The sequence below is a fragment of the Halorubellus litoreus genome, assembly GCF_037081675.1.
GTDB classification, from domain to species: domain Archaea; phylum Halobacteriota; class Halobacteria; order Halobacteriales; family Natrialbaceae; genus Halorubellus; species Halorubellus litoreus.
In genome coordinates this window covers 710,015-730,604 of record NZ_JAZAQL010000001.1, presented here as the reverse complement: position 1 = coordinate 730,604, position 20,590 = coordinate 710,015, and the positions used below count along the sequence as shown (strand labels likewise).

At 63.7% G+C, this 20,590-nt stretch carries 26 protein-coding genes and 1 tRNA gene; 16 read left to right on the top strand and 11 right to left on the bottom strand.

Annotated elements, in window-relative coordinates; translation table 11 throughout:
- Window positions 1-53: 53 nt before the first annotated feature.
- A complete protein-coding gene (locus VYJ16_RS03715; protein ID WP_336348966.1) occupies window positions 54-257 on the top strand; it encodes a hypothetical protein in 204 nt (67 codons plus the stop codon).
- Window positions 258-281: 24 nt separating this feature from the next.
- Here VYJ16_RS03715 and VYJ16_RS03710 read toward each other — a convergent pair whose 3' ends face one another.
- The 3 genes from VYJ16_RS03710 to VYJ16_RS03700 form a co-directional block, all read right to left on the bottom strand.
- The gene (locus VYJ16_RS03710; protein ID WP_336348965.1) at window positions 282-752 is read right to left on the bottom strand and encodes a DUF7384 family protein; all 471 of its coding nucleotides are present in this window, start codon (window positions 750-752) and stop codon (window positions 282-284) included.
- Between the two features lie 152 nt (window positions 753-904).
- The gene (locus tag VYJ16_RS03705; protein ID WP_336348964.1) at window positions 905-1,792 is read right to left on the bottom strand and encodes a dihydrodipicolinate synthase family protein; all 888 of its coding nucleotides are present in this window, start codon (window positions 1,790-1,792) and stop codon (window positions 905-907) included.
- A gap of 265 nt (window positions 1,793-2,057) precedes the next feature.
- On the bottom strand, window positions 2,058-2,717 hold the full coding sequence (locus VYJ16_RS03700; protein ID WP_336348963.1) for a potassium channel family protein: 660 nt from the start codon (window positions 2,715-2,717) through the stop codon (window positions 2,058-2,060).
- Window positions 2,718-2,894: 177 nt separating this feature from the next.
- On the opposite strand from VYJ16_RS03700, the gene pan2 reads away from it, so the two are divergent.
- The 14 genes from pan2 (at window position 2,895) to VYJ16_RS03630 (ending at window position 15,504) form a co-directional block, all read left to right on the top strand.
- Entirely contained in the window at window positions 2,895-4,136 is a 1,242-nt protein-coding gene (pan2, locus tag VYJ16_RS03695) for a proteasome-activating nucleotidase Pan2 (protein ID WP_336348962.1), read from the top strand.
- A gap of 160 nt (window positions 4,137-4,296) precedes the next feature.
- Window positions 4,297-4,830, top strand: coding sequence for an amino acid-binding protein (locus VYJ16_RS03690; RefSeq protein ID WP_336348961.1), 534 nt, complete (start codon window positions 4,297-4,299; stop codon window positions 4,828-4,830).
- The gene (locus VYJ16_RS03685; protein ID WP_336348960.1) at window positions 4,827-5,777 is read left to right on the top strand and encodes a homoserine dehydrogenase; all 951 of its coding nucleotides are present in this window, start codon (window positions 4,827-4,829) and stop codon (window positions 5,775-5,777) included. Before VYJ16_RS03690 ends, VYJ16_RS03685 begins: the two co-directional genes overlap by 4 nt.
- A gap of 365 nt (window positions 5,778-6,142) precedes the next feature.
- The gene (gene tuf / locus VYJ16_RS03680) at window positions 6,143-7,408 is read left to right on the top strand and encodes a translation elongation factor EF-1 subunit alpha (protein ID WP_336348959.1); all 1,266 of its coding nucleotides are present in this window, start codon (window positions 6,143-6,145) and stop codon (window positions 7,406-7,408) included.
- Window positions 7,409-7,411: 3 nt separating this feature from the next.
- A complete protein-coding gene (gene rpsJ, locus VYJ16_RS03675) occupies window positions 7,412-7,720 on the top strand; it encodes a 30S ribosomal protein S10 (protein ID WP_227132365.1) in 309 nt (102 codons plus the stop codon).
- 71 nt (window positions 7,721-7,791) lie between these two features.
- On the top strand, window positions 7,792-8,448 hold the full coding sequence (locus VYJ16_RS03670; RefSeq protein WP_336348958.1) for a rhomboid family intramembrane serine protease: 657 nt from the start codon (window positions 7,792-7,794) through the stop codon (window positions 8,446-8,448).
- Between the two features lie 31 nt (window positions 8,449-8,479).
- Window positions 8,480-8,551: transfer RNA gene (locus VYJ16_RS03665), tRNA-Ala, on the top strand.
- 582 nt (window positions 8,552-9,133) lie between these two features.
- Window positions 9,134-9,991 carry a hypothetical protein gene (locus tag VYJ16_RS03660; RefSeq protein WP_336348957.1) on the top strand — a complete coding sequence of 286 codons (858 nt, stop codon included), beginning with the start codon at window positions 9,134-9,136 and terminating at the stop codon, window positions 9,989-9,991.
- Between the two features lie 295 nt (window positions 9,992-10,286).
- Window positions 10,287-10,703 (top strand): DUF8023 family protein, encoded by a 417-nt coding sequence (locus tag VYJ16_RS03655; RefSeq protein ID WP_336348956.1) that lies wholly within the window; start codon window positions 10,287-10,289, stop codon window positions 10,701-10,703.
- A 24-nt stretch (window positions 10,704-10,727) separates the two neighbouring features.
- Window positions 10,728-12,380, top strand: coding sequence for an Env/VP5 family phage fusion protein (locus VYJ16_RS03650; protein WP_336348955.1), 1,653 nt, complete (start codon window positions 10,728-10,730; stop codon window positions 12,378-12,380).
- A 33-nt stretch (window positions 12,381-12,413) separates the two neighbouring features.
- Complete coding sequence (locus VYJ16_RS03645) at window positions 12,414-12,977, top strand: DUF8063 family protein (protein ID WP_336348954.1); 564 nt, start codon at window positions 12,414-12,416, stop codon at window positions 12,975-12,977.
- Window positions 12,977-13,771 (top strand): hypothetical protein, encoded by a 795-nt coding sequence (locus VYJ16_RS03640; RefSeq protein WP_336348953.1) that lies wholly within the window; start codon window positions 12,977-12,979, stop codon window positions 13,769-13,771. The genes VYJ16_RS03645 and VYJ16_RS03640 overlap by 1 nt, the downstream gene beginning before the upstream one ends.
- Complete coding sequence (locus VYJ16_RS03635; protein WP_336348952.1) at window positions 13,764-14,927, top strand: P-loop NTPase family protein; 1,164 nt, start codon at window positions 13,764-13,766, stop codon at window positions 14,925-14,927. The genes VYJ16_RS03640 and VYJ16_RS03635 overlap by 8 nt, the downstream gene beginning before the upstream one ends.
- A gap of 208 nt (window positions 14,928-15,135) precedes the next feature.
- The gene (locus VYJ16_RS03630; RefSeq protein ID WP_336348951.1) at window positions 15,136-15,504 is read left to right on the top strand and encodes a PD-(D/E)XK family putative nuclease; all 369 of its coding nucleotides are present in this window, start codon (window positions 15,136-15,138) and stop codon (window positions 15,502-15,504) included.
- Window positions 15,505-15,507: 3 nt separating this feature from the next.
- Here VYJ16_RS03630 and VYJ16_RS03625 read toward each other — a convergent pair whose 3' ends face one another.
- The 7 genes from VYJ16_RS03625 to VYJ16_RS03595 form a co-directional block, all read right to left on the bottom strand.
- Window positions 15,508-16,107, bottom strand: a complete 600-nt coding sequence (locus tag VYJ16_RS03625) for a hypothetical protein (RefSeq protein WP_336348950.1) — start codon at window positions 16,105-16,107, stop codon at window positions 15,508-15,510.
- A 3-nt stretch (window positions 16,108-16,110) separates the two neighbouring features.
- Complete coding sequence (locus tag VYJ16_RS03620; protein WP_336348949.1) at window positions 16,111-16,284, bottom strand: hypothetical protein; 174 nt, start codon at window positions 16,282-16,284, stop codon at window positions 16,111-16,113.
- Between the two features lie 55 nt (window positions 16,285-16,339).
- On the bottom strand, window positions 16,340-16,636 hold the full coding sequence (locus tag VYJ16_RS03615; RefSeq protein ID WP_336348948.1) for a DUF7692 domain-containing protein: 297 nt from the start codon (window positions 16,634-16,636) through the stop codon (window positions 16,340-16,342).
- A gap of 236 nt (window positions 16,637-16,872) precedes the next feature.
- Entirely contained in the window at window positions 16,873-17,358 is a 486-nt protein-coding gene (locus VYJ16_RS03610; protein ID WP_336348947.1) for a type IV pilin N-terminal domain-containing protein, read from the bottom strand.
- A 22-nt stretch (window positions 17,359-17,380) separates the two neighbouring features.
- Window positions 17,381-17,941: a type IV pilin N-terminal domain-containing protein gene (locus tag VYJ16_RS03605; RefSeq protein WP_336348946.1), complete on the bottom strand. Its 561-nt coding sequence runs from the start codon at window positions 17,939-17,941 to the stop codon at window positions 17,381-17,383.
- 3 nt (window positions 17,942-17,944) lie between these two features.
- The gene (locus VYJ16_RS03600) at window positions 17,945-18,355 is read right to left on the bottom strand and encodes a type IV pilin N-terminal domain-containing protein (RefSeq protein ID WP_336348945.1); all 411 of its coding nucleotides are present in this window, start codon (window positions 18,353-18,355) and stop codon (window positions 17,945-17,947) included.
- A 1-nt stretch (window position 18,356) separates the two neighbouring features.
- On the bottom strand, window positions 18,357-18,767 hold the full coding sequence (locus tag VYJ16_RS03595; RefSeq protein ID WP_336348944.1) for a type IV pilin N-terminal domain-containing protein: 411 nt from the start codon (window positions 18,765-18,767) through the stop codon (window positions 18,357-18,359).
- Between the two features lie 410 nt (window positions 18,768-19,177).
- On the opposite strand from VYJ16_RS03595, the gene VYJ16_RS03590 reads away from it, so the two are divergent.
- Complete coding sequence (locus VYJ16_RS03590) at window positions 19,178-20,017, top strand: hypothetical protein (RefSeq protein WP_336348943.1); 840 nt, start codon at window positions 19,178-19,180, stop codon at window positions 20,015-20,017.
- Window positions 20,018-20,318: 301 nt separating this feature from the next.
- Here the strand turns inward: VYJ16_RS03590 and VYJ16_RS03585 are convergent, their stop codons facing one another.
- The gene (locus VYJ16_RS03585; protein WP_336348942.1) at window positions 20,319-20,540 is read right to left on the bottom strand and encodes a hypothetical protein; all 222 of its coding nucleotides are present in this window, start codon (window positions 20,538-20,540) and stop codon (window positions 20,319-20,321) included.
- Window positions 20,541-20,590: the final 50 nt, after the last annotated feature.

Here is a 20,590-nt window from a genome sequence, read left to right as displayed (position 1 = left end):
CCCTCGCCGCCTCGGCCGGTATCGTTTTGACGCGTCCGACTGCCAACCAGTGTATGTCGGAGTCGCAACTCGAAGCGGTCGGTGTCGAGCGAGTCGCAGGTGCGCTCACCGTCCTCTCGGAACTCGTCGTCGTCGGCGTCGTTCTCTGGGTGTTCGCGGACGACGTCGTCATGCTCGGCGCGGGTGCACTGTGGGTGCTCGTGTCCGCACCAGTGCTGTACGTCGCGCTCGCAAGAGCGTTCCGCGAGAGCGTCTAGGCGCGTGGACTCCCGCGAGAGCGTCTAGGCGCGCGGGTCCTGGTCTGGTCCCGGGTAGTCGTCGTCGAATTCGGCCGCGTAGAGGCTCGCGGCGTCGAACAGTCGCGCGAACGCGTCCGGCGGCCGGACCGAGAGCTTCGCGTGCGGTTGGACGCTCATCCCCGTCTGGACGCTCCCGAGCGCGTCGTCGAACGACAGGAGGTGCGCGGCGCCACCATGGACCGCGGACGCGAGTCCTGGATGGTCGCCGGGCTCGTGGTCGACGCGCTCGGTCGCGGCGGCGGCGCGCTCGCGCCACGCGGCCGCGAGGTCGTCGTCGGCGAGCGCTGCGACGACCGCCTCGGCGTCGTCCAGGAGTTCGTCGCTCGCGACGAGCGTCAGCCACGAGTGCGAGCGGACGTGATCGAGCGCGTCCCGGCTCGCGCCGCCGACGAGGACGTCCGCGGCGAGGACGTCCGCGTCCGCGACGATCCGCGTCGGCGACGCGTCAGGCATCGTCGCCCTCCCGGTGCTCGCGGAGCGCCTCGCGGACGTCCGCGTCGGTCACGTCCAGGTCGGCCGTCGCGTCGAACAGCTCGGCCCAGGTCATGCGTCGACGTTCACGGCCCCGGTCAAAGAACGCGCCGGTCGCGGGCGCGGTCACGGAGTCATTCGACGGACGCGTCGGCGAGAGCCTCGTCGACGAGCGCGACCAGTTCCGCGCGAACGTCGTCGCTGACGGGCTGGAACGGCCGGCGCGGGTAACCGGCGGCGTAGTCGCGCGAACGCATCGCGGCTTTCAGTCCCGGGACGCCGTACTCGGCTGTCACCGCGCGGTTCAACTCCACGAGGTCGCGATTGAGTGCGCGTGCAGCGTCGTCGTCGCCGTTCGCGTGCAGGTCGTAGACCTCCGAGGCGAGGTCGGGGACGACGTTCGCGAGTGCGAGCACGCCACCGCTCGCGCCAGCGTCTAGGCCGGCGGCGTACACGCTCCCGGAGCCGACGAGGACGTCGAAGTCCGCGCCCGAGGTGAGTGTGACGTACCGCTGGAGCGTCTCCAGGTCACCACTCGAATCCTTGATGCCGTGGACGTTCTCGTGCGTGGCGAGCGACTGCACCGTCCGCGGTGGCAGCGTCGTCCCCGTGTACTTCGGGACGCTGTAGAGGTAGACCGGTATCGGGCTCGCGTCCGCGACGCGCTCGTAGTGCGTCGCGATAGCGCCCGCGTCGTGCTGGTGGTAGAACGGCGAGACGACGAGTGCTGCGTCCGCACCGACGTCCGCCGCCGCTCGCGTCTGTTCGACGGTCACGCGCTCGCTCGGATGGCCGGTGCCGGCGACGACGGGCAACGTGGCGGCGTCCGCGACGACCTCGGTCACGCGCGTTCGCTCGGCCACGTCGAGATGCACGGCTTCGCCGTTCGACCCGCACGGAACGACGAAATCCACGCCCGCGGCCTCGACGGCCTCGACGAGCGAGCGCAACGCCGCCTCGTCCACGTCCCCAGACTCGTCGAACGGTGTCGCGAGCGGTAATCCAGTCCCTGAGACGAACATACGCACGACTGTGGCGGCTATCGGGAAAAACGCTCCCGTCACACCTCCGTCGGCCGGCCGTCTGACGGGCATTTATTGAATCCCGGTCGCATGGGAGTGATGGGCGCGCATCCGGCCTCAGTTCCCATCCGAATCCATCGCGCGCCCGTCGCTGTCTCTCTCCCTTTGGGTACCGACGTGGGGTCACACGACGACGGAACCCCTGCGGTTCCTTTCGGTCGACGACCGAACGTGAGGACGACCGAGTGTGACGAGGAACGAGGAGTCAGGCGGCCGCGTGGAAGCTCTCGCGGACGGCGTCGACGCCGTCCTGGTCGACGACGACCGCGACGCGGTCGCCGGCTTCGAGTTCGACGGTCGGAAGTGGAATGGTGAGTGGTTCGTCCGCGCCTCCGTGTGCGTACACGCGAGCTTCCTCGGGGAGGTCGACGCTCACGAGGCGCTGGCCGACGAGCGGCGAGTCGGCGTCGACGGTGAACACCGAGAAGCGGAGTTGCTCGGTGATGTCCGCGAGGACGTTGAAGTCGCCGCCGAGCATCGCGGTCTTCGCGCCCGCCGCCCCCAGACGTTCGGGGTAGATTATCTCGTCGACGTCCTCGGCGTACTTCTCGTAGATGTCCTCGCGGTAGTCCTCGTCGATCCGGAGGACGGTGCGTGCGCCGTGGTGTTTCCCGACCATGCACGCGGCGAAGTTCACGTTCAGGTCCGGGGTGAGTGCGCCGATGGCGTCCGCGGTCGCGATGCCCGCTTCCTCGAGGACGGCTTCCTCTTGGCCGTCGCCCTCGACCACCGTGTAGCCCGCGTCGCGCGCGCGTTCGGCGCGCTCGTGGTCGTTGTCGACGACGACGACGTCGTGGTCTTCCTCGCTGAGGATGCGGGACGTTCGCTTACCGACGCGACCGTACCCCACGATAACGAACTTCATGGACGTTCGGTACGCGGCCATCGGATAAAAAGCCCTGTCCCGACCGACCACAGCGTGGTGCGAGCCGCGAGCTGAAGCCGTGACGTCGGGTGATTCGACGCGTTCATCCGATAGCTGCCGTCCGGCGTGCGCTAACCCAAAGGTCCTTTTACGACCGTCGCATACGACCGACAACGAATGTCCCGGAGTCCCTCATTGCCCGACCGTCCCAGGCTCGACCTCGACCAGGACATGTCGGACGAGGAACGCCTCGAGGCGCTTCGAGAGCACTTCGTGGAGATCACGGACGTCCACGAGCAGCTCTCGAGTCAACTCGAGACCGCCGACGAGCGACGCGAGGAACTGAAAGCCGAAGTCGACCACACCGAACGCGAGAACGAGGCGTTGAAGACCTCGTCGCTGTACATCGCGACCGTCGAGGAGGTCGCGGACGAGGAGCAGGAAGCGGTCGTCAAGCAGCACGGGAACAACCAGGAGGTCCTGACGGACGTTTCGCGGCGGATGGCGGACGAACTGCAGGCCGGTGACCGCGTCGCGGTCAACGATTCCTTCAGCGTGCAGACCATCCTCTCCGGTGAGACGGACGCTCGCGCACAAGCGATGGAGGTCGACGCGAGCCCGGACGTCGTCTACGACGACATCGGCGGTATCGAGGAACAGATCCGGGAGGTCCGCGAGGCCGTCGAGGAACCGCTCGTGAATCCCGCACAGTTCGATACCGTCGGTATCGACCCGCCGAGCGGCGTCCTCCTGTACGGGCCGCCGGGCACCGGGAAGACGATGCTCGCGAAAGCCGTTGCGAACGAGACGGACGCGACGTTCATCAAGATGGCCGGGAGCGAACTCGTCCGGAAGTTCATCGGCGAAGGGTCGCGGCTCGTCCGCGACCTCTTCGAACTCGCCGAGGAGCGCGAACCCGCCATCATCTTCATCGACGAGATCGACGCCATCGCCGCGAAGCGCACGGAGTCGAAGACGTCGGGTGACGCGGAGGTCCAGCGGACGATGATGCAGCTCTTGAGCGAGATGGACGGCTTCGAGGCGCGCGGGAACGTCCGCATCATCGCCGCCACGAATCGCTTCGATATGCTCGACCGCGCCATCCTCCGCCCCGGGCGGTTCGACCGCCTCATCGAGGTACCGGAGCCGGACGTCGAAGGCCGGAAGCGCATCTTCGAGATCCACACGCAGAACATGAACGTCGCCGACGACGTGGACTTCGAGACGCTCGCCGAGCAGACCCAGGGGTACTCGGGTGCGGAGATCGAGAGCATGACCACGGAAGCCGGGATGTTCGCCATCCGCGACGAGCGCACCGAGGTCCGGACGGCGGACTTCGAGGAGGCGATCGAGAAACTCGAGAACGAGGACTCCGGAACGCCCGTTCCGAGCGCGGGCTACACGGCGTACCACTACTGACGACGGCGGCGGTCTCTCTGGAGTGACGACGGCGGTTTCTTCCCTGGCGTATCAGTGCGCTGGTGAGCGGCGAGACTTGTGCGTGGCTGAAGGCTTATACGAGAGAACGCGATTGGTTCCAGCATGGACGACCGACGGAGCCGACAGGGAGGTGGCTCGGGTGGCCGCTGACGTGGACGCGGCGGTGCGAGCGTACACGGTCCGGCTGGAACTCGTCGACGAACCCGGCGAGTTGCTGCGGGCGCTGGAACCGATCTCGGAGAACGGCGGGAATCTGCTCTCGATCTACCACGAGCGCGGGAACCTCACACCGCGCGGGAACATCCCCGTCGAGGTCGACCTCGAGTGTCGCCCCGACCGGTTCGACGACATCGTCGACGCACTCCGGGACGCTGGCGTCACCGTCATCCAGGCGGGGGAGGACGCGTACACCGAGCAGGTGACGGTGCTGCTCGTCGGGCACCTCGTCGACACCGACCTCTCGGATACGCTCTCGCGCGTGGAGGCGTGCGCGGCCGCCTCGGTTACGGACCTTTCGCTGGACGCCCCCGAGGGGACCGACGACGTGTCGAGTGCACGCGTGCACCTGGCGGTCGAGTCCGACGGCGTCGTCGAGGCGCTCGAGACGGTTCGGGCGGTCGCCGACGAGAAGGACCTGCAGGTCGTGGAACCGCTCGTGGAGGGGTCGGCGTGAAGCTCGCGGTCATGGGCGCCGGCGCGGTCGGGCGGTCCGTCGTCGCGCTCGCGGGCGAACACGGACACGACGTGGTCGCGGTCGCGGACTCGCAGACCGCGGTCGTCGACGACGAGGGCCTGGACGCGCAGGCGGTCCTGGAGCGGAAGTCCGCACGTGGTCGCGTCGGCGAACTCGACCCGGAAGCGGCGCTCGACGCCGAGTACGACGCACTCGTCGAGGCGACGCCGACGACGCTCGACGACGCCGAACCCGGGTTCTCGCACGTCGCTCGCGCACTCGAACGCGACAGGGACGTCGTCCTCGCGAACAAGGGCCCGGTCGCGGAACGCTACGCGGACGTCGCGGCCCTGGAAGCCGAGAGCGCGGGGCGCGTGCGGTTCGAGGCGACCGTCGCCGGCGCCATCCCCGTCCTCGGCACCATCGAGGACTACGGGCGCTCGCAGGTCACGGCAGCGAAGGGCATCTTCAACGGGACCGCGAACTTCGTGCTGTCGCGGATGGCCGCCGAAGGCCTCTCCTACGAGCACGTGCTCGCGGAAGCACAGGACCTCGGCGTCGCGGAGGCCGACCCGACGTTCGACGTCGACGGGACCGACGCCGCGCTCAAGTGCGTCATCCTCGCGAACGTCCTCGCGGACGGCGACGCGACGTACACGCTCGAGGACGCCGACGTCGAAGGCATCCGGTCGATCCCCCCGAGCGCGCTCGACCTCGCCGCGGAAGACGGCCGGACCGTCCGCCTCGTCGGCGAAGCGACCGCAGAGGGCGCCCGCGTCGGGCCGCGACTCGTCCCCGAAGGCGGCCCGCTCGCCGTCACCGGCACCCAGAACGTCGTCCAGCTCGACACGGAATCGGCGGGTGCGCTCGAACTCGGCGGTCGCGGCGCCGGCGGGGACGAGACCGCGAGCGCCGTCCTCGCCGACGTCCGCCGACTCGAAGACTGAGCGCTCACCGCACCCGCTGGGCCGCCCGCGGTCACACGGCTCGCCGTTCGGTCGGCTGCGATAACGTCACTGGTTGTTCGGTCGGCTGCGATAGCGTCACTGGTTGTTCGGTCGGCTGCGATAGCGTCACTGGTTGTTCGGTCGGCTGCGACGGCGACACTGCTCGTTCAGCGTATCCTGCGTTCGCGTGCCCGTCAACCGTTCGTATCCGGACCGGGCGTCGACGTCGCAAACCCGTCCATGCGTGACATTGACAACACCAAACCGCCCGAGGGCGGCGGGGTCTCGGGTAGCGCGTATCGAAATCGTTTTAACCGTTTCTGCCGAAAGGATTCCACACAGCGCCTCTGCGCGTGAGACAACCAATGAGCGACCAACACCAGAACCTGGCCATCATCGGCCACGTCGACCACGGGAAGAGCACACTGGTCGGGCGACTCCTCTTCGAGACGGGGAGCGTACCCGAGCACGTCATCGAGCAGCACCGCGAGGAAGCCGAAGAGAAGGGCAAGGGCGGCTTCGAGTTCGCCTACGTCATGGACAACCTCGCCGAAGAGCGCGAGCGCGGTGTCACCATCGACATCGCCCACCAGGAATTCAGCACCGACGAGTACGAGTTCACCATCGTCGACTGTCCTGGTCACCGCGACTTCGTCAAGAACATGATCACGGGCGCGTCCCAGGCTGACAACGCCGTCCTCGTCGTCGCAGCAGACGACGGCGTTGCGCCCCAGACCCAGGAGCACGTCTTCCTGGCGCGCACCCTCGGCATCGGCGAGCTCATCGTCGGTGTCAACAAGATGGACCTCGTCGACTACGGCGAGACCAAGTACAAAGAGGTCAAGAGCGAGGTCACCGACCTCCTCAACCAGGTCCAGTTCAACACGGACGACGCCGAGTTCATCCCGATCTCCGCGTTCGAAGGCGACAACATCGCCGAGCGCTCCGAGAACACGGAATGGTACGACGGCGAGATCCTCATCGAGGCTCTCAACAACCTGCCGGAGCCGGAGCCGCCGACGGACGCGCCGCTCCGCCTCCCCATCCAGGACGTCTACACCATCTCCGGTATCGGTACCGTCCCCGTCGGGCGTATCGAGACGGGTATCATGAACATCGGCGACAACGTCAGCTTCCAGCCGAGCGACGTCGGTGGCGAGGTCAAGACCATCGAGATGCACCACGAGGAAGTGCCGAAGGCCGAACCCGGTGACAACGTCGGGTTCAACGTCCGCGGCATCGGCAAGGACGACATCCGCCGCGGTGACGTCTGTGGCCCCGCCGACGACCCGCCGAGCGTCGCCGAGACGTTCCAGGCGCAGATCGTCGTCATGCAGCACCCCTCGGTCATCACGGCCGGGTACACGCCGGTCTTCCACGCCCACACGGCGCAGGTCGCGTGTACCATCGAGAGCCTCGACAAGAAGATGGACCCCTCGTCTGGCGAGGTCGCGGAGGAGAACCCCGACTTCATCCAGACCGGCGACGCAGCGGTCGTCACCGTGCGCCCGCAGAAGCCCCTCAGCATCGAGCCGTCCTCGGAGATCCCCGAGCTCGGTTCGTTCGCGGTCCGCGACATGGGTCAGACCATCGCGGCCGGGAAGGTCCTGTCCGTCGAGAACCGCGAGTAATCCATGCAGCAGGCTCGCGTTCGACTCGCCGGGACGAGCCCCGACGACCTCGACGACATCTGCGACGACGTCCGCGACATCGCGGAGAAGACGGGCGTGTCGCTGTCGGGGCCGATTCCGCTGCCGACGAAGACGCTGGAAGTGCCCTCGCGGAAGTCCCCGGACGGTGAGGGGACGGCGACGTGGGAGCACTGGGAGATGCGCGTCCACAAGCGTCTCATCGACCTGGACGCGGACGAGCGTGCGCTCCGCCAGCTGATGCGGATTCAGGTTCCGAACGACGTCAGCATCGAGATCGTCCTCGAGGACTAGTCCGCTCTCTCGCGCACGGCTTCTTTCACTCTCCTCAACACTGAAGAGCCGCGAGGCTCCTAGTCGTGGGTATGGGTCTTCGTGGGAGTCCGACCGTGGATACGCTCGTCGCGTTCGCGGTGGTGTTCGTCTTCCAGCAGGTCACGGTACTGTTCGAGCTGGCGCTCGGGCTCGGCCAGTTGTATCAGACGTTGTTCGTGCTGGGGGCGCCGGTGACGCTGCGGCCGTGGACGGTGTTCACGAGCGTGTACGCGCACGCTGGCGTCGGCCACCTCGTCTCGAACACGATCGCGCTCGTGCTCGTCGGGTTCGTCCTGGAGCGCTACACGACGCGGTGGCGGTTCCACGCGTTCTTCCTCGTGACTGGCGCGCTCGCTGGACTGAGTCAGGTGTGGTTCGGCGGCCTCCTCAACGGACTCGTCGGCGGCCCGGTCGTCGGGAGTGCCGTCCTCGGCGCGAGCGGCGCCGTCCTCGCACTCTACGGGTACGTCCTCGGCGGCAACCGCCTCACCACCACCATCGCCAACCGCCTCAACGTCGGCCCCGCCCTCGAATGGCTCCTCGCACTCACCATCGCCGCCATCCTCACGTGGATGACCGCCAGCCCCGGCGTCGCCCTCATCGCGCACTTCACCGGCATCCTCCTCGGCCTCGCCGCCGGCCGCCTCGACGCCCTCCAACCCCCGCCAAACACCCACACGGACCAGCGAAACGCAAGCTACAAATAAGCACCACCCACAACCAATAATCGCGCACCGCGGGCTCGTAGATCAGAGGTAGATCGCTTCCTTCGCAAGGAAGAGGCCCTGGGTTCAAATCCCAGCGAGTCCACTAATTTCTGACATCTTCGCGAACTATCCGGTAGCTCCGGGTGTTCGCGACGGACGCGTCAGTTCTCGATGGGACCGACCCCGCAAAGAACCAGTTTCAGAATCGAAGGACCAAACGACCGACTTCCACCTCTCTACCCTCGGGCGGTCTGGTAGAAGGATTCGAGGTGGTGCGCGGTGAAACGAGCCGAGGCGGTTCTCGGTTCTATCAGTACCGAAGAACTTCGAAGGCGCGAGAACGCGAACCCGTCGCCGAACGGCACCCGCGAGTTCAGATGCGCGAACTGCGGCGCTCGGTGCACGCGCCTCACGGATGGACAGCGCGAGGCGGGGCACGGAACCAACTGTCCGCGTCGACTCCAGCGTACCGGGACGGGACGTCGAATCACGCCGACGCTGGAAGCCGGTTTCCGAGACGCGACCCCAGGGGTTGAGTCGGGCAAGGGGGTGTCGCAGTGACCCGAATCGCCTGCCCGTGCTGCGGGAGCACCCACGGCGCCGGTGCGTGGCGGTGCGACGAGTGCGGGAAGAATCTCGTCGAGGTCGACTCGTCGACGAGCGCGACCGCGGGGGTGCGTTCGCGATGACCGATGACCTCGCGGACGCGCTCGCGGAAATGGAGTCGCGGTTCGAGGAGCGCATCGCGGACCTCGAGGAACAGGTCGCGGACCTCGAGGGCGAGCTCCAGGAGGAACGCGGGCGTCGACGCGACGCGGAGCGCGCGCTCGCGGAGGTCGACCGAGACATGGGAGAGAAACTCGACTTCACGAAGAACCTCATCTGGGACCTCGAAGACGTGGTTTACGGCGATATTGGCGCGACAAAGGCGGACACTCTTGTGCGCGAGGATGGGCACGTTTTCCAGCGCCTCTACGACGTGGAGGAGCGCGTCGAGGAGGTCGCGCGCGGCGAGGTCGACGCTGCGGAGGTCGCCGCGCAGAGTGGCGGTGCAGCCGTCGAGGACCTCGTACCGCTCCACCAGTACTACACGGCGGCGACGAACCTCGAGCCTCACGAGCACGACCTCACGGAGAACCAGGAGATCGCCGCGCGACTGTTCCCGTTCATCGCGCAGTACGCGACGCCGAGCGGCGAGGAGATGCACCTCAAGTCGCCGAAGGTCCGGGACGTGATAGAGCGCGAGGTCGCGACGCCGGAGCTGGCGAAGCGTCTCGACGTCCACGACCCGAACCCGAACACGGTGCGTCGCGTGATGGAGTTCGTCGGGAAGTTCGGGAAGGACCTCTTCGAGTTCTACGCCGCCAGCGGCGACGAGAGACGGAACAGCACGAACCTCGTGGTCGTGGACCGCGAGGCGTGGGTGTCGTACACGGAGCGTCTCAGGGACGCGACAGGCGCCGCTGACGACGGCGCCGCGACGAGCGACGCGCCGCAGCGAGGGGACGCACTGGCGGACGGGGGTGATATTACGCCGTCGTAAACCCCGGACGGGGAACCCCCGTAATCCCGCCGGGCGGGCGATAGCCCGAACCTATCAGGAACCCACGAGCTTCCACGGCCGCCGCGGTTGAACACAACACTTCGCTACTGTGGGGTGTAATCTCTCGTCCTTCTCTCGTCCTAGTTAGAGCGCGAAAAGAACCAGCAACGCGGATTACACTCGGTGTCTCCAGAGGTTTACGACGGCGTAAAGTCTCACTCTCTCACCCGCGAATGGGCGCGTTACGCTGCGTTCGTGGGTTTTTCAGGCGGTTCGCTGAACTCCCGAGCGGACTATGTCCACGTTAGACGCACCAGACTTCATCCACAACAACTCGGGAGTCGACATCATCGACTCCCTGGGCGCACCGTTCTTCGCAATCGCCAGCTTCGTCACGCTCCTCGAGGCGACGATCTCGCTGACGTACTTCGGCGTCTCCTTCAGCATGAGCGACGTCGTCTGGACGCTCGGCGGGCTCGACCTCACGTGGGCGTGGCTGACGACGACGCTCGTGCTCGCGGTCGTGTGGGCGACCAACGAGGTCGGCGACTACGACCAGGACTGGCACCGCTACATCCCCGCCGGGATGCTCGTCATCCACGCCGTCGTCTTGTTCCCGACCGGCCACGACATCGTCGTCTCGAGCGACATCATCGGCACGGTCGCACTGATGGTGATGGGCGCGGGGTACTACCTCGCGGCGTACTACTAACCACCCTTCTCGGAGGCTCTATTCATGGATTCCACCACTACGACCGGGAAGGCGTACCGTTTGCTCATCGTGGCCCTCGTGGTCGCGGTGGCGTTCCAGCCGATGCTCGGCGCGGCTTTGGCGGCTGGGGCCGATGATGCGGCAACGAAAGAGCTAGGCGTTCAACTCCAACCAGACTGTAATCCACCGTCGACCGGCGACCTCGCAGTCGACCTCGTGGTCGGCCGTCTAGATGAGGGATACGCGATTGCTCGCAACGCCCTGGACGGCGGAAGCGTCCTGGAAGCGAACCAGACGTGTTACTCCGGGGAGGTAATCAAGAACGCGAGCCACGCGGAGGCCTTCGCGGCGGCTGACGTGGGTTTCAGCCATTACTCCACGCTCCTGACGACGATGGAGAACCGTCTGAAGGACTCCGAGACTTACGTGTGGGCGGACGTGAAGGCGGACGTGGCGAAGGAGTACCGGAACGAATCGAACACGTCGGTAATGAAGACAAGCGCGAACCAGACCGTCGAAAAATACTACACGACGGTGGCGATGAACGAATACGCATCGTGGAACACGAGCGCCCACCATGCGTACATGATTTTCAACTCCTCCGAGCAGTACGGGTTTAACACGTCGCTCGCGCTCGACGACCTCCCGGGAACCGGCGGATCACCCAAGGCGACGACTCACAGCTTCGAGTTCGGGACTCTCGGACTTGGCACTTCAGAGGCTCCGCTGCCGAACGGTTCCACGACGACGGTAGCCCGGTTAATCGTCTACAACAGTGCTGGAGATGTTGTTTTTAACATGACTCCGCACGACCATGGACCGAACTCGTCTACCCATACCGCTATCTGGATAGACGACCCCGAAGCGACTTCCCTCGCGGCGGACCCTGGAGATCAAGTTTTTCTCGACCAAGAGGACTACTACAACCGGACTCAGGACGTGTTAGACCGGACGGAGCGGATGAAGGAAAACGCCGCGCAGTTCGTTGATGCCATCGAATCAAAGACTAACTCCAGCGACTTCGATTCGATGGATATCGTCGATTGCACGACGATGACGAGCCAGTTCAACACTGACCTGGAATCGACTGGCTACTACGGTTGGGCGGCTGGCGAGATGGGTTGCATGGGAATCAATGGGAGTATCAACAACTCGTTCTCCATCACCTACGACGAAGTGCCGTCGCAGATCTACAACGCCAGCTCATCGAGCTACGAGACGGTCGACCCGGAGCCTGTCAACCTGACGGGCACGATGTTCACGGACTGGAAGCCGGCGAAGACGAACGGGAGCTTCGTCGTGAACACGACGTACGACACGTCGAACACGAACAGCCCGGTGTACTTCGTCGCACAGGTGAATGCGAACGAGACTGAGCGGTTCATCCTGAACGGGACGTTCACGATAGAGAGCTTGAGGAACGTGAAGACCGGCGAGAGCGTTAACCGAACCTCGACGCAAGAACAGGTTCGCGCGACGTCGAACGCCACGTTCACGAAACAGGAGTTGCTGGATATCCTGCAATACCGCGATAAGACGCTGAACACCCATAGTAGCGACACGGAGACTCCGCCACCGGAGTTCGACTTCGGAAACATCAGTCCGTTCGGGGCGGGGGTCGGGGCGCTCGTCGCGCTCGGCGTGGTGGTGGTCGTCGGCAAGGAGTTCGCGAGCTAACCCATGAGACGCATCTTCTCGGTTTTCGTGGCGGTGGTAGTGGTATCGACCGCGCTCGCGGGTGTGGCGCTGGCGAGCCCGAACAACACGACGACCTCGTCGACGACCCCGGCGCCGACGTCAACGACGGCGGGCGTGCCGGACCCGACGGGGCCGACGTCGTACCAGGGCCACGTCGGGAACACGGTGCACATCGTGTCGGCGGAGGTCGTCGACGGCGACTGGGTGGTGGTGCTCGAGGCGGACGCGGTCGAACGCGTCACGATACAGGACCCGGCGGCGTCGATGGCGCGGCTCTCCGAGGAAGGGAGTGGGAACTTCGAGCCCGGCGCCGAGTCACGTGAGGTCACGGTCACACGGAACGGCCGGACGACGGTGCGCCTCGAGGCCGCCGAGTACGACGGCGGGCACGCGATCTACGTGCTCGCCAACGGGCAGGGCTGGTACACGTCGACGGGGATGAGTTCGAACCCGTTCCAGTACTTCGGCGGCATGAGCGGCCTGCTCACCGGGCTCGGGCTCTCAGTCGTCGTCTCCGGTGGCGCGGCGGTGTACGTGACGTATGGACGGGACCCGCCCGTCCGGAGGGCGGAGTGATGCCGTCGCGCTTCCAGCGGTTCCAGGACCGCGTCGCGTACGTGCTTGCGGAAGGCCAGCTGCTCGTGCTGGCGGTGCTGTTCAGTGGCGGAGTGGCGATGCTGCTCTTCAAGCCGGACATCCCCAGGGTTCCGCCGGTCGTCGGCGGCATCCTCGCGGCCGGACTGCTGTTCGGTCCCATCATGTTCGCGTGGTTCGTGACGCTCATCCAGTTCTTCCGAACGGACGATAGGGAGACGCTCTGGCACATCAACGGCGTCACCGACGAGCGCGAGAAGTACCGGGTGAAGCCGGAGGTCCTCGACGAGATGGAGGTCGACGGGCCAGCGCCCCAGCCGGTCAACGACGGGCGCGACCTCGAGGTTCGCGAGTTCGACTGGTACCCGGACACGGAGACGCTCCGGGTTCGCGGGACGTACATGTCGGCGCTGGCGGACTCGAAGCTCGTCACGGTGCGGTCGATGCTCGAGGACATCCACGGTGACCTGATCAAGACGTGGCTGTCGTTCAACCGGCTGCGTGGGCGCATCAAGAAGATGGGCGTACAGATCCAGAACGACGTCATCAACGAAGAGGCCGAGGCCGACGAGCGCGGGCAGATGAACCCGAAGACGGCCGTGAAGGACCGCTTCGAGGCGGCGAAGCAGGATGCGGAGAACGCGGACAACTCCGAGATCCAGGACGTCGACGAGTACGCCGAGGCCTACGCCGACGAACACGGTATCGAGACGACGTCGGGACCGCCCGCGACCCAGGAGCAGGCGGCGACGGACGGAGGGTCGAGGCATGGGTGACGAGCAGGACAACTACACCGTGGGCGGGTTCCGGGAGTTCCAGGACGGGAACCGTGAGCGCGACCCGGAGCAGGTGCTCCCGCATACGGCGTTCGTGCGCGACGAGCAGGTGGACCGCCAGCTGGCGATGCGCGCGATCCACCACGACCCGGAGAAGTGGGAGGGGAAGGCGCCCGCGAACTACATGGAGGTCGGGAAGAACCGCGACATCCTCCGGGCGGAGGGCCACGAGACGGCGCGGGATGCGGTCGCGAACGGCGACACCGTGACGCTGAAGCACTACATCGGGGACCCGTCGCAGGAGGCGGACCTCGCGGGCATCAAGGCCGTCACGCGCCTCGAGGACATCGTCGCGGGACCGGCGCCCGTCATCGTCGTGCTCGGGGAGATGGGCGCGGGGAAGAGCGACTTCGCGGGGCTCCTCGGCCAGTTGCGCCAGCGTTGGGTCTCGGGCGACCTCCTCGTGGGGTCGAACATCCGGACGCTCGACCGGAACGACCGGTGGGTTCGCGACGACGGCACGGTCGAGGACGGGTGGATTCCGAACTATGAGCTCTTGACCGAGTGGGTCCAGCAGGACGGTGACCCGGTCCAGAACAGCCAGCAGCCGAAGCTGTTCATCGGCGACGAGTTCTCGAGTTCCGCGTCGGGGACCGGGAAGCAGGGCCACGAGGTCCGGAAGAAGATGGGGCCGCTCGTCTACAAGATCCGCAAGTACGGCGGGGCGCTCATCTACATCGCCCACGGCGAGTCCTCGATTCACCCGCTCCTGTGGCGGGTTGGGACGATCATCAAGAAGGAGTCGCAGAAGACGGCCGTCATCGCCGACCGCGTCTCCGGCGGCGAACTCCGGGGCGTCGACCCGCGGCCGCTGGAGGGGATTCCGCCGACGGACTGGAACATGTCGACGGACGAGGCGAGCGAGTGGTCCTGGAGCGCGGGCGAGGGCGACGACGAGGACGCGCTCGAGGAGGACTCGGTGAAGCAGGTGGCGGCGTGGACGATAAAGACCTGCAAGGAGGGCGGGATGAGCGACCGCGAAACCGCCGAGTACGTTCCGTACAGCCACGCTACCGTTCGGAACTGGTGGAACGACATCCAGTCGAACGGCGAGCGCGCGCAGTGGGTTTCCAACGTGGAGGCGGTAATCGGATGACGGCGCCGCCTTGCAAACGTGCCAAGCGAAACCGCCCCCGCCGTAGGTCATGGGACGCGCCCCGACCGTGGGTCGGGACGCGACCCCGCGATGACCGCGCGCGGTCGTGGGTGGCGGAGTCGGATATATATCGGCGCGTGCGCGGGACGGGTGGCGCGTCGCGACGCGCCCCCGGCACGGTCGGGTTCGCGGTCCCCGGAGGGTAACGATGCCGTCGAAGAAAGCGAACAAGTACGGCACCGCGGCCGAGCACCACGTCATCGAGGAGCGCGACCTCGAGCCCGCGCGGTGCTACTGGCACGACGCGAAGTTCCAGAACGGGACGCCCGTCGAGATAAAGAGCTGCGACGTCGACTCCACGGGCTACTTCCAGATCTACGAACGAGCGCACGACCAGCTCCTTGACGCCGACGGCTGGTACGCATTCGCGCCGTACTCCAGGAGCGGCCGCGGGATGCGCGTGCTGAAGGTTCGGATGAAGCGAGCAACGAAGATACCGCCGATGCAGTGGTCCTCCACAGGCGGTCATCGTGGTTCACGGAAAGCGAAGGTCCCAATAGAAGTTCTGAAATTTTAGTTCTTAGTAGGACTGTTCGGATAGGATTGCACCATATGCTCCAATCCCTATGAGTAGCAAGCTAACCCAAGAAAAATCAACGATAATGAGCCCTCCGAGTTCGTACTGGGTAATTCCATCTTGGTATACCTCATACCCAGCGCGAAAAACAAAATACCGGAGAATGAATGCCGCACCGAGACTGAACGACGCAACAAGGGACATTTTGATATTGTCTACTGTCGACCAATTCGCTATCTCTCCCTCAAACGATTCGCTAAGATTTGTAGCTACATATTTTGAGAAGCCTGCAAACATCCACAGGACGACAGGGATTAGAGGGCCCACAGTGGCAAATCTGCTTATGCTACTAAGTATCCCTGATGAATCAAATAAATATGAAAACCCGAAAGCGATTGAGAAGACCGCACCCCAGATACTGAGCCCCATTACGCCGACGTAGAATGTGGTAATTGAGACTCTGAACCAATGAATCTCGCCCAAGTCTCGAAGAATCTCGTCCAGTAAATCCAGATTTAGTAGTCGCGAAAGCGAGTCTGGTACTCGGGCACGTATCGGTGTAGTTTCTTCCTTTTCGGATTCCAGATTAGTAGACTCGGACATGGTTCAGAAGCCTTCGCTCAGAAGCCCAACTATAACAGCAACAACAAATGCAAATATGAGGATTGAGGTGGCGATATCCATTATTCCGCTTCCGATGCTCACGCCCAAGAGAGACAGAATTACGATTGCTCCAACGACAAATGTGGCAATTGCACCAAAAATCTCACCCGGGTCCATAGTCGGTCATTATTCTTACAAGACTTAAAATTGGCGTGCGTTAGGATTTACTCTTCTATTTGTTTGACTCCGTGTGAATAGACACTTGACACCGTACCTCTGTTTGGATACCTCGAAGGTGGGAATTTGCGGATTGAACAAGTTCCTCACGTTGTTGTTGGCTCAAGTCCTTCCGGTTCAGGACCTCTTCAAGAAAACCAACGGCTCCTGTCATATCCTCGCACGCGTACGCGACGGCGTCTGACCGGTTGCAGTCGTAGTAGTCGGCGGCGGCCTGGATTGCGTCGTATCGCCATTCGTTGCCGTCGTCGGTGCGGATGCGGACGCTGCCGGGGACGTCTCGGCGTGCCATGCTCGTGAACACGAGCTGCTATTCCTAGTTTGCTGCGGTCAGCCACTGGAGGTCAACATATAAAGAATGGTGTCGAAGGCGGTCGTCGACGAGCTCAAGTCGGGCACGATCTCGGTGCGACCCCCGCGCTCGTGAACACGGCGGTCGTCCTGGAGGCGCGACTCGTGTTCATATCCGGGCGAACCGGTTTGTCGACGTGCGACCGCAGGGAGACCGAGGCGAGAAGAGAAGTTGAGTTAGTTCGCAGCGGCCGAGCCGAGAACCTGCGACTTCTGGCCGTTATTCCAGACCACCTGGAACGTCTTATCGCTCGTGAACGTCGTTCCATCCTCACGCAGCCCGAGCGTATCACCGGACTCGATCTTCGACGACGTCGGCCAAGTCTTCGAATTGTATATCGCAATTCCGGTGGTCGCTCCAGCCTGTTCGTCGGAGTTCCACACTACCGACCCATCCAGCTTGACCGTCACAAACTTCGGCTTCAGCGCATCCCCACCGATGATCGTGATGTCCATCGTCTGGTGCGTCGTCCCTGCCACTGTCGTTACCCCGCGTTCTGTTTCTATCGAAGCTGACGGCGTCTCCTTCGTCGATTCTTCCGCCAGGCCGAGCGCGAACGTCCCTACCGCTGCTGCGAGGATGACAGTCACCGCCACCATCAACACGACTCCGATGGTCGAAGAAATGGCATCTTCGTCAGTAATGAGCGCTCTTAGCTGCATAAAAATAGGGCGACAGGAGAACTTAGATCTCCTGCGTGCTGATAATCTGGGTAGAATCGCTACTACCAGAACTCCAGACTACGCTGACTTGGCCACCGTCGATAAGGTACAGGTCCGTGCCGCTCACGGTTCCTTCAGTGATTGTAAATGAAGTGCCTGCGCTCATCGTATTCGTACCAGTGTAAGCAGACCCCCCGTTGGAGAACCACGTGCCTTCCTGGGTCCCAGAAGTCGGGTCAACCGTTGCTGTATACGTTGTACTACTAGCACCAGTTGAGGTTCCAGTCACCTTGAAGCTCAACCGGTTCCACTGGATTGAGTCACCGCCCCGGTGTTCGATAGTGAACTCGTCGTTCTGCTCTAGGTCGCCATCAGCAGTCTCGAATCCGGCCTCGACACCAGTCCCAGTTGGATTAGCACTTGAAGACCAGCTAGCCTGAGGAACCTGTTCTTGACTCCCGCCGATACCGAGTACGAACGCGCCAATCACGGCTGCGAGGATGACGGTGATTGCCACCATCAGGATGACCCCGATGACCGGCGACACCGCGTCTTCATCAGTGAAGATGGAGTTGAGTTTCATGTTTTAACCTTCGAAAGTTCCGATGATGTTCGAGCTGTCACTGCTAGGGGACTTCCAGACGATGTTTATCGTATCACCAGAACCGAAGCTTCCGGTTCCATCAGTGATTTGGCTGGAGTCACCAGCGGAGACCTCTGTATAGCTTGAGAAGATACCAGACCCTTCAGCGTGGTCACCAGTCGACGACAATTGGCTAGCACTAATCTGGTCTCCTCCTGCATGAGTCGCAGTTACTTCACCACCCGAATGTTCGAAGTCCCAGCTAGCTTGCGGGACTTGTTCCTGGCTCCCGCCGATACCGAGTACGAACGCGCCGATCACGGCTGCGAGGATGACGGTGATTGCCACCATCAGGATGACCCCGATGACCGGCGACACCGCGTCCTCATCAGTGAATAGGCTTTTAAAATCCATATTACGCGGTCCCCTCTGCGATAATGTTCGAGGAATCGCTGCTTGGTGAGGACCAAATCACGGTAACGGAATCACCAGGATTCCAGGTCCCGGAACTTGCAGTGAGCGTCGTTCCTGCAGTCCACTCAGATGGCGTGCTACTCGGATCCACCGCAGGGGAAACAGCGCCACCAAACTGGATATTGCTGGCATCAATTGAGTCTCCACCTTGGTGAGTTACGTCTACTGCACCACCGCCGCTGGGTGCTTCATACGAGAAGCTGGCCTGCGGAGTCTGTTCCTGGCTCCCGCCGATTCCGAGTACGAACGCGCCGATCACGGCTGCGAGGATGACGGTGATTGCCACCATCAGGATGACCCCGATGACCGGCGACACCGCGTCCTCGTCCGCGAAGAGGTTCTTCAGTTGCATTGTTGTAGTTTCCCACACCGGCTGACGGTTCACCCACCGTGCCGATGTTACCATTCAGATTAGAAGCTTCTTACTTAATCCCGTCGGCCATCGGTTCGGATTCCGCTTCGTCAAGTGTGTCTGGAAATTGGTATAGCTCGAATTGCGCGCGTTCAATGGCGGCTTGAAGACTGTTCAAAACCGGTGACTGGTTGTGGTTCTACGATACCGTAACGAACCATTACAAGATTAAATATTATTCTGTCACGAAATGGCTGTTCGAAACGCACAGGACAACATTTATATACGATATTGGTGGCGGGACTGGTGCGCGTAGCGTGCGCGAATCGCGCGCACCACGGTGTGATAGAGATACTCTAAAGACTCCCTTTATCAGGCGGGCACCCGAGGTCGACACACTGACGACCCCGATGGTCACGATAATCACGCCATATGCGCTCGCGTCCACCTACCCGCGGAACGGAGAGCTGGAAGCCTGGGCTCGCGTTCAAGAATACCGACGCGTCCAATCGTACTGTGCCGACCACCCCGAGAAGGGGAGTCACGCCGTCGCGACCGCGCTCGAACTCCCACGAAGCCGTATCCGCCCGTGGGTCGACGGCGACGCGAAACCCGACCCCGTCCGCGCCATCGACACCGCGCGCGACCTCGGATGGCTCGACGTCGACGTCGACACCGACCTCGGGCACGCCTGGACCCGCCTCGTCGCCTGGATCTACAGCGGCGGCAGTCTCGCTGCCGACTCCTACCAGCCCCGGTTCTACGCGCGCATCAACGAGAACCGGGGGTTCGTGAAGAGCGAGATGGACGTGCTCGCTACCGCGCTCGACGCCGTCGGCCTGAACTACCGGGTCATCGAACGAACCGAGAAGGCGCCCGAGGCGATGTTCGGCGACGAGCGCGTGAACGAGATCGTCGTCGACGAGCACGTCACGCTCTTCGGGCGCTGTCTCGCCGCTGCTGGCGCACACACCGGCCGGAAGACCACCGAAGCCCCAGCACACCTTCCCGAGTGGCTGTTCGACGCCACTCCCGAGACGCGAGCGGTCTGGTGTCGCGCCGTCGTCCTCAACCGCGGCACGATGCGCGAGTACGAACCCGTTCTCGCCATCAAGGAGGAACGGGCCGAGTCCTACCACGACGACGTCGAACGCCTCTTCACGGAACTCACCCATCCCGACCTCGTCTCTCGAAGCGGCCACAACCTCTACCTGGACAGTCGCGCGCTCGACGTGCTACTCGATTACTGACGCCGTCACCCGGTTCGCGGACGCTTTCCGGAAACGCCGCTGAAACTCCAGAACCACCGCGTCTATCGTCCTCCCGCGAGAATCTGGCGGTTCGACGAGCTTTCCGGAAGTTTCCGGAAACCACCCGACTACGCTCTTGTGTATCTCCGTTCTCGTTCGAGACGGGAGGCCACGATGACACCACAACAGTCGCCCGAAGGATGTGCCGATTGCAGTCGTACGAAGCCCGAGAAGCACTACGCGGCGGGCTGGCGGTACGTCGAACTGAACGTCGGCGTCGCGCTCCTCTGCCCGGAGTGCTTCAGGAGTCTTCGCCGGACTCGATCTCTGCATCCGTCGAGCCCTTCTCGATGATGGTCGGGTCGTTGACGAACGCGCGCATCAGCTGACGAAAGGCTTGGCTCCTGTCCCCGTTTGCCGGTGCGAGACCCTCCGCCTGAGCCTTCCGGTACGCCAACATGAACTGTTCGAGTAGCTCGTCATCTACGCGAAAGCCCACCGTCGTCTCGCCGTCGTCGCTCATTATACCTGTATTACACGCAACACAACTAATCAACGTGGGATTTTCAGCTT

Bases quoted from the DNA above. Each gene is read 5' to 3' on its own strand.
- VYJ16_RS03610 (WP_336348947.1), bottom strand. From the start codon at position 17,358: ATGCAGCTAAGAGCGCTCATTACTGACGAAGATGCCATTTCTTCGACC.
- VYJ16_RS03625 (WP_336348950.1), bottom strand. From the start codon at position 16,107: ATGTCCGAGTCTACTAATCTGGAATCCGAAAAGGAAGAAACTACACCG.
- VYJ16_RS03630 (WP_336348951.1), top strand. From the start codon at position 15,136: ATGCCGTCGAAGAAAGCGAACAAGTACGGCACCGCGGCCGAGCACCAC.
- VYJ16_RS03600 (WP_336348945.1), bottom strand. From the start codon at position 18,355: ATGGATTTTAAAAGCCTATTCACTGATGAGGACGCGGTGTCGCCGGTC.
- VYJ16_RS03605 (WP_336348946.1), bottom strand. From the start codon at position 17,941: ATGAAACTCAACTCCATCTTCACTGATGAAGACGCGGTGTCGCCGGTC.
- VYJ16_RS03710 (WP_336348965.1), bottom strand. From the start codon at position 752: ATGCCTGACGCGTCGCCGACGCGGATCGTCGCGGACGCGGACGTCCTC.
- pan2 (WP_336348962.1), top strand. From the start codon at position 2,895: ATGTCCCGGAGTCCCTCATTGCCCGACCGTCCCAGGCTCGACCTCGAC.
- VYJ16_RS03655 (WP_336348956.1), top strand. From the start codon at position 10,287: ATGTCCACGTTAGACGCACCAGACTTCATCCACAACAACTCGGGAGTC.
- VYJ16_RS03595 (WP_336348944.1), bottom strand. From the start codon at position 18,767: ATGCAACTGAAGAACCTCTTCGCGGACGAGGACGCGGTGTCGCCGGTC.
- VYJ16_RS03640 (WP_336348953.1), top strand. From the start codon at position 12,977: ATGCCGTCGCGCTTCCAGCGGTTCCAGGACCGCGTCGCGTACGTGCTT.
- VYJ16_RS03715 (WP_336348966.1), top strand. From the start codon at position 54: ATGTCGGAGTCGCAACTCGAAGCGGTCGGTGTCGAGCGAGTCGCAGGT.
- VYJ16_RS03590 (WP_336348943.1), top strand. From the start codon at position 19,178: ATGGTCACGATAATCACGCCATATGCGCTCGCGTCCACCTACCCGCGG.
- VYJ16_RS03650 (WP_336348955.1), top strand. From the start codon at position 10,728: ATGGATTCCACCACTACGACCGGGAAGGCGTACCGTTTGCTCATCGTG.
- VYJ16_RS03585 (WP_336348942.1), bottom strand. From the start codon at position 20,540: ATGAGCGACGACGGCGAGACGACGGTGGGCTTTCGCGTAGATGACGAG.
- VYJ16_RS03635 (WP_336348952.1), top strand. From the start codon at position 13,764: ATGGGTGACGAGCAGGACAACTACACCGTGGGCGGGTTCCGGGAGTTC.
- VYJ16_RS03700 (WP_336348963.1), bottom strand. From the start codon at position 2,717: ATGAAGTTCGTTATCGTGGGGTACGGTCGCGTCGGTAAGCGAACGTCC.
- VYJ16_RS03705 (WP_336348964.1), bottom strand. From the start codon at position 1,792: ATGTTCGTCTCAGGGACTGGATTACCGCTCGCGACACCGTTCGACGAG.
- VYJ16_RS03670 (WP_336348958.1), top strand. From the start codon at position 7,792: ATGGGTCTTCGTGGGAGTCCGACCGTGGATACGCTCGTCGCGTTCGCG.
- VYJ16_RS03620 (WP_336348949.1), bottom strand. From the start codon at position 16,284: ATGGACCCGGGTGAGATTTTTGGTGCAATTGCCACATTTGTCGTTGGA.
- VYJ16_RS03660 (WP_336348957.1), top strand. From the start codon at position 9,134: ATGACCGATGACCTCGCGGACGCGCTCGCGGAAATGGAGTCGCGGTTC.
- rpsJ (WP_227132365.1), top strand. From the start codon at position 7,412: ATGCAGCAGGCTCGCGTTCGACTCGCCGGGACGAGCCCCGACGACCTC.
- tuf (WP_336348959.1), top strand. From the start codon at position 6,143: ATGAGCGACCAACACCAGAACCTGGCCATCATCGGCCACGTCGACCAC.
- VYJ16_RS03615 (WP_336348948.1), bottom strand. From the start codon at position 16,636: ATGGCACGCCGAGACGTCCCCGGCAGCGTCCGCATCCGCACCGACGAC.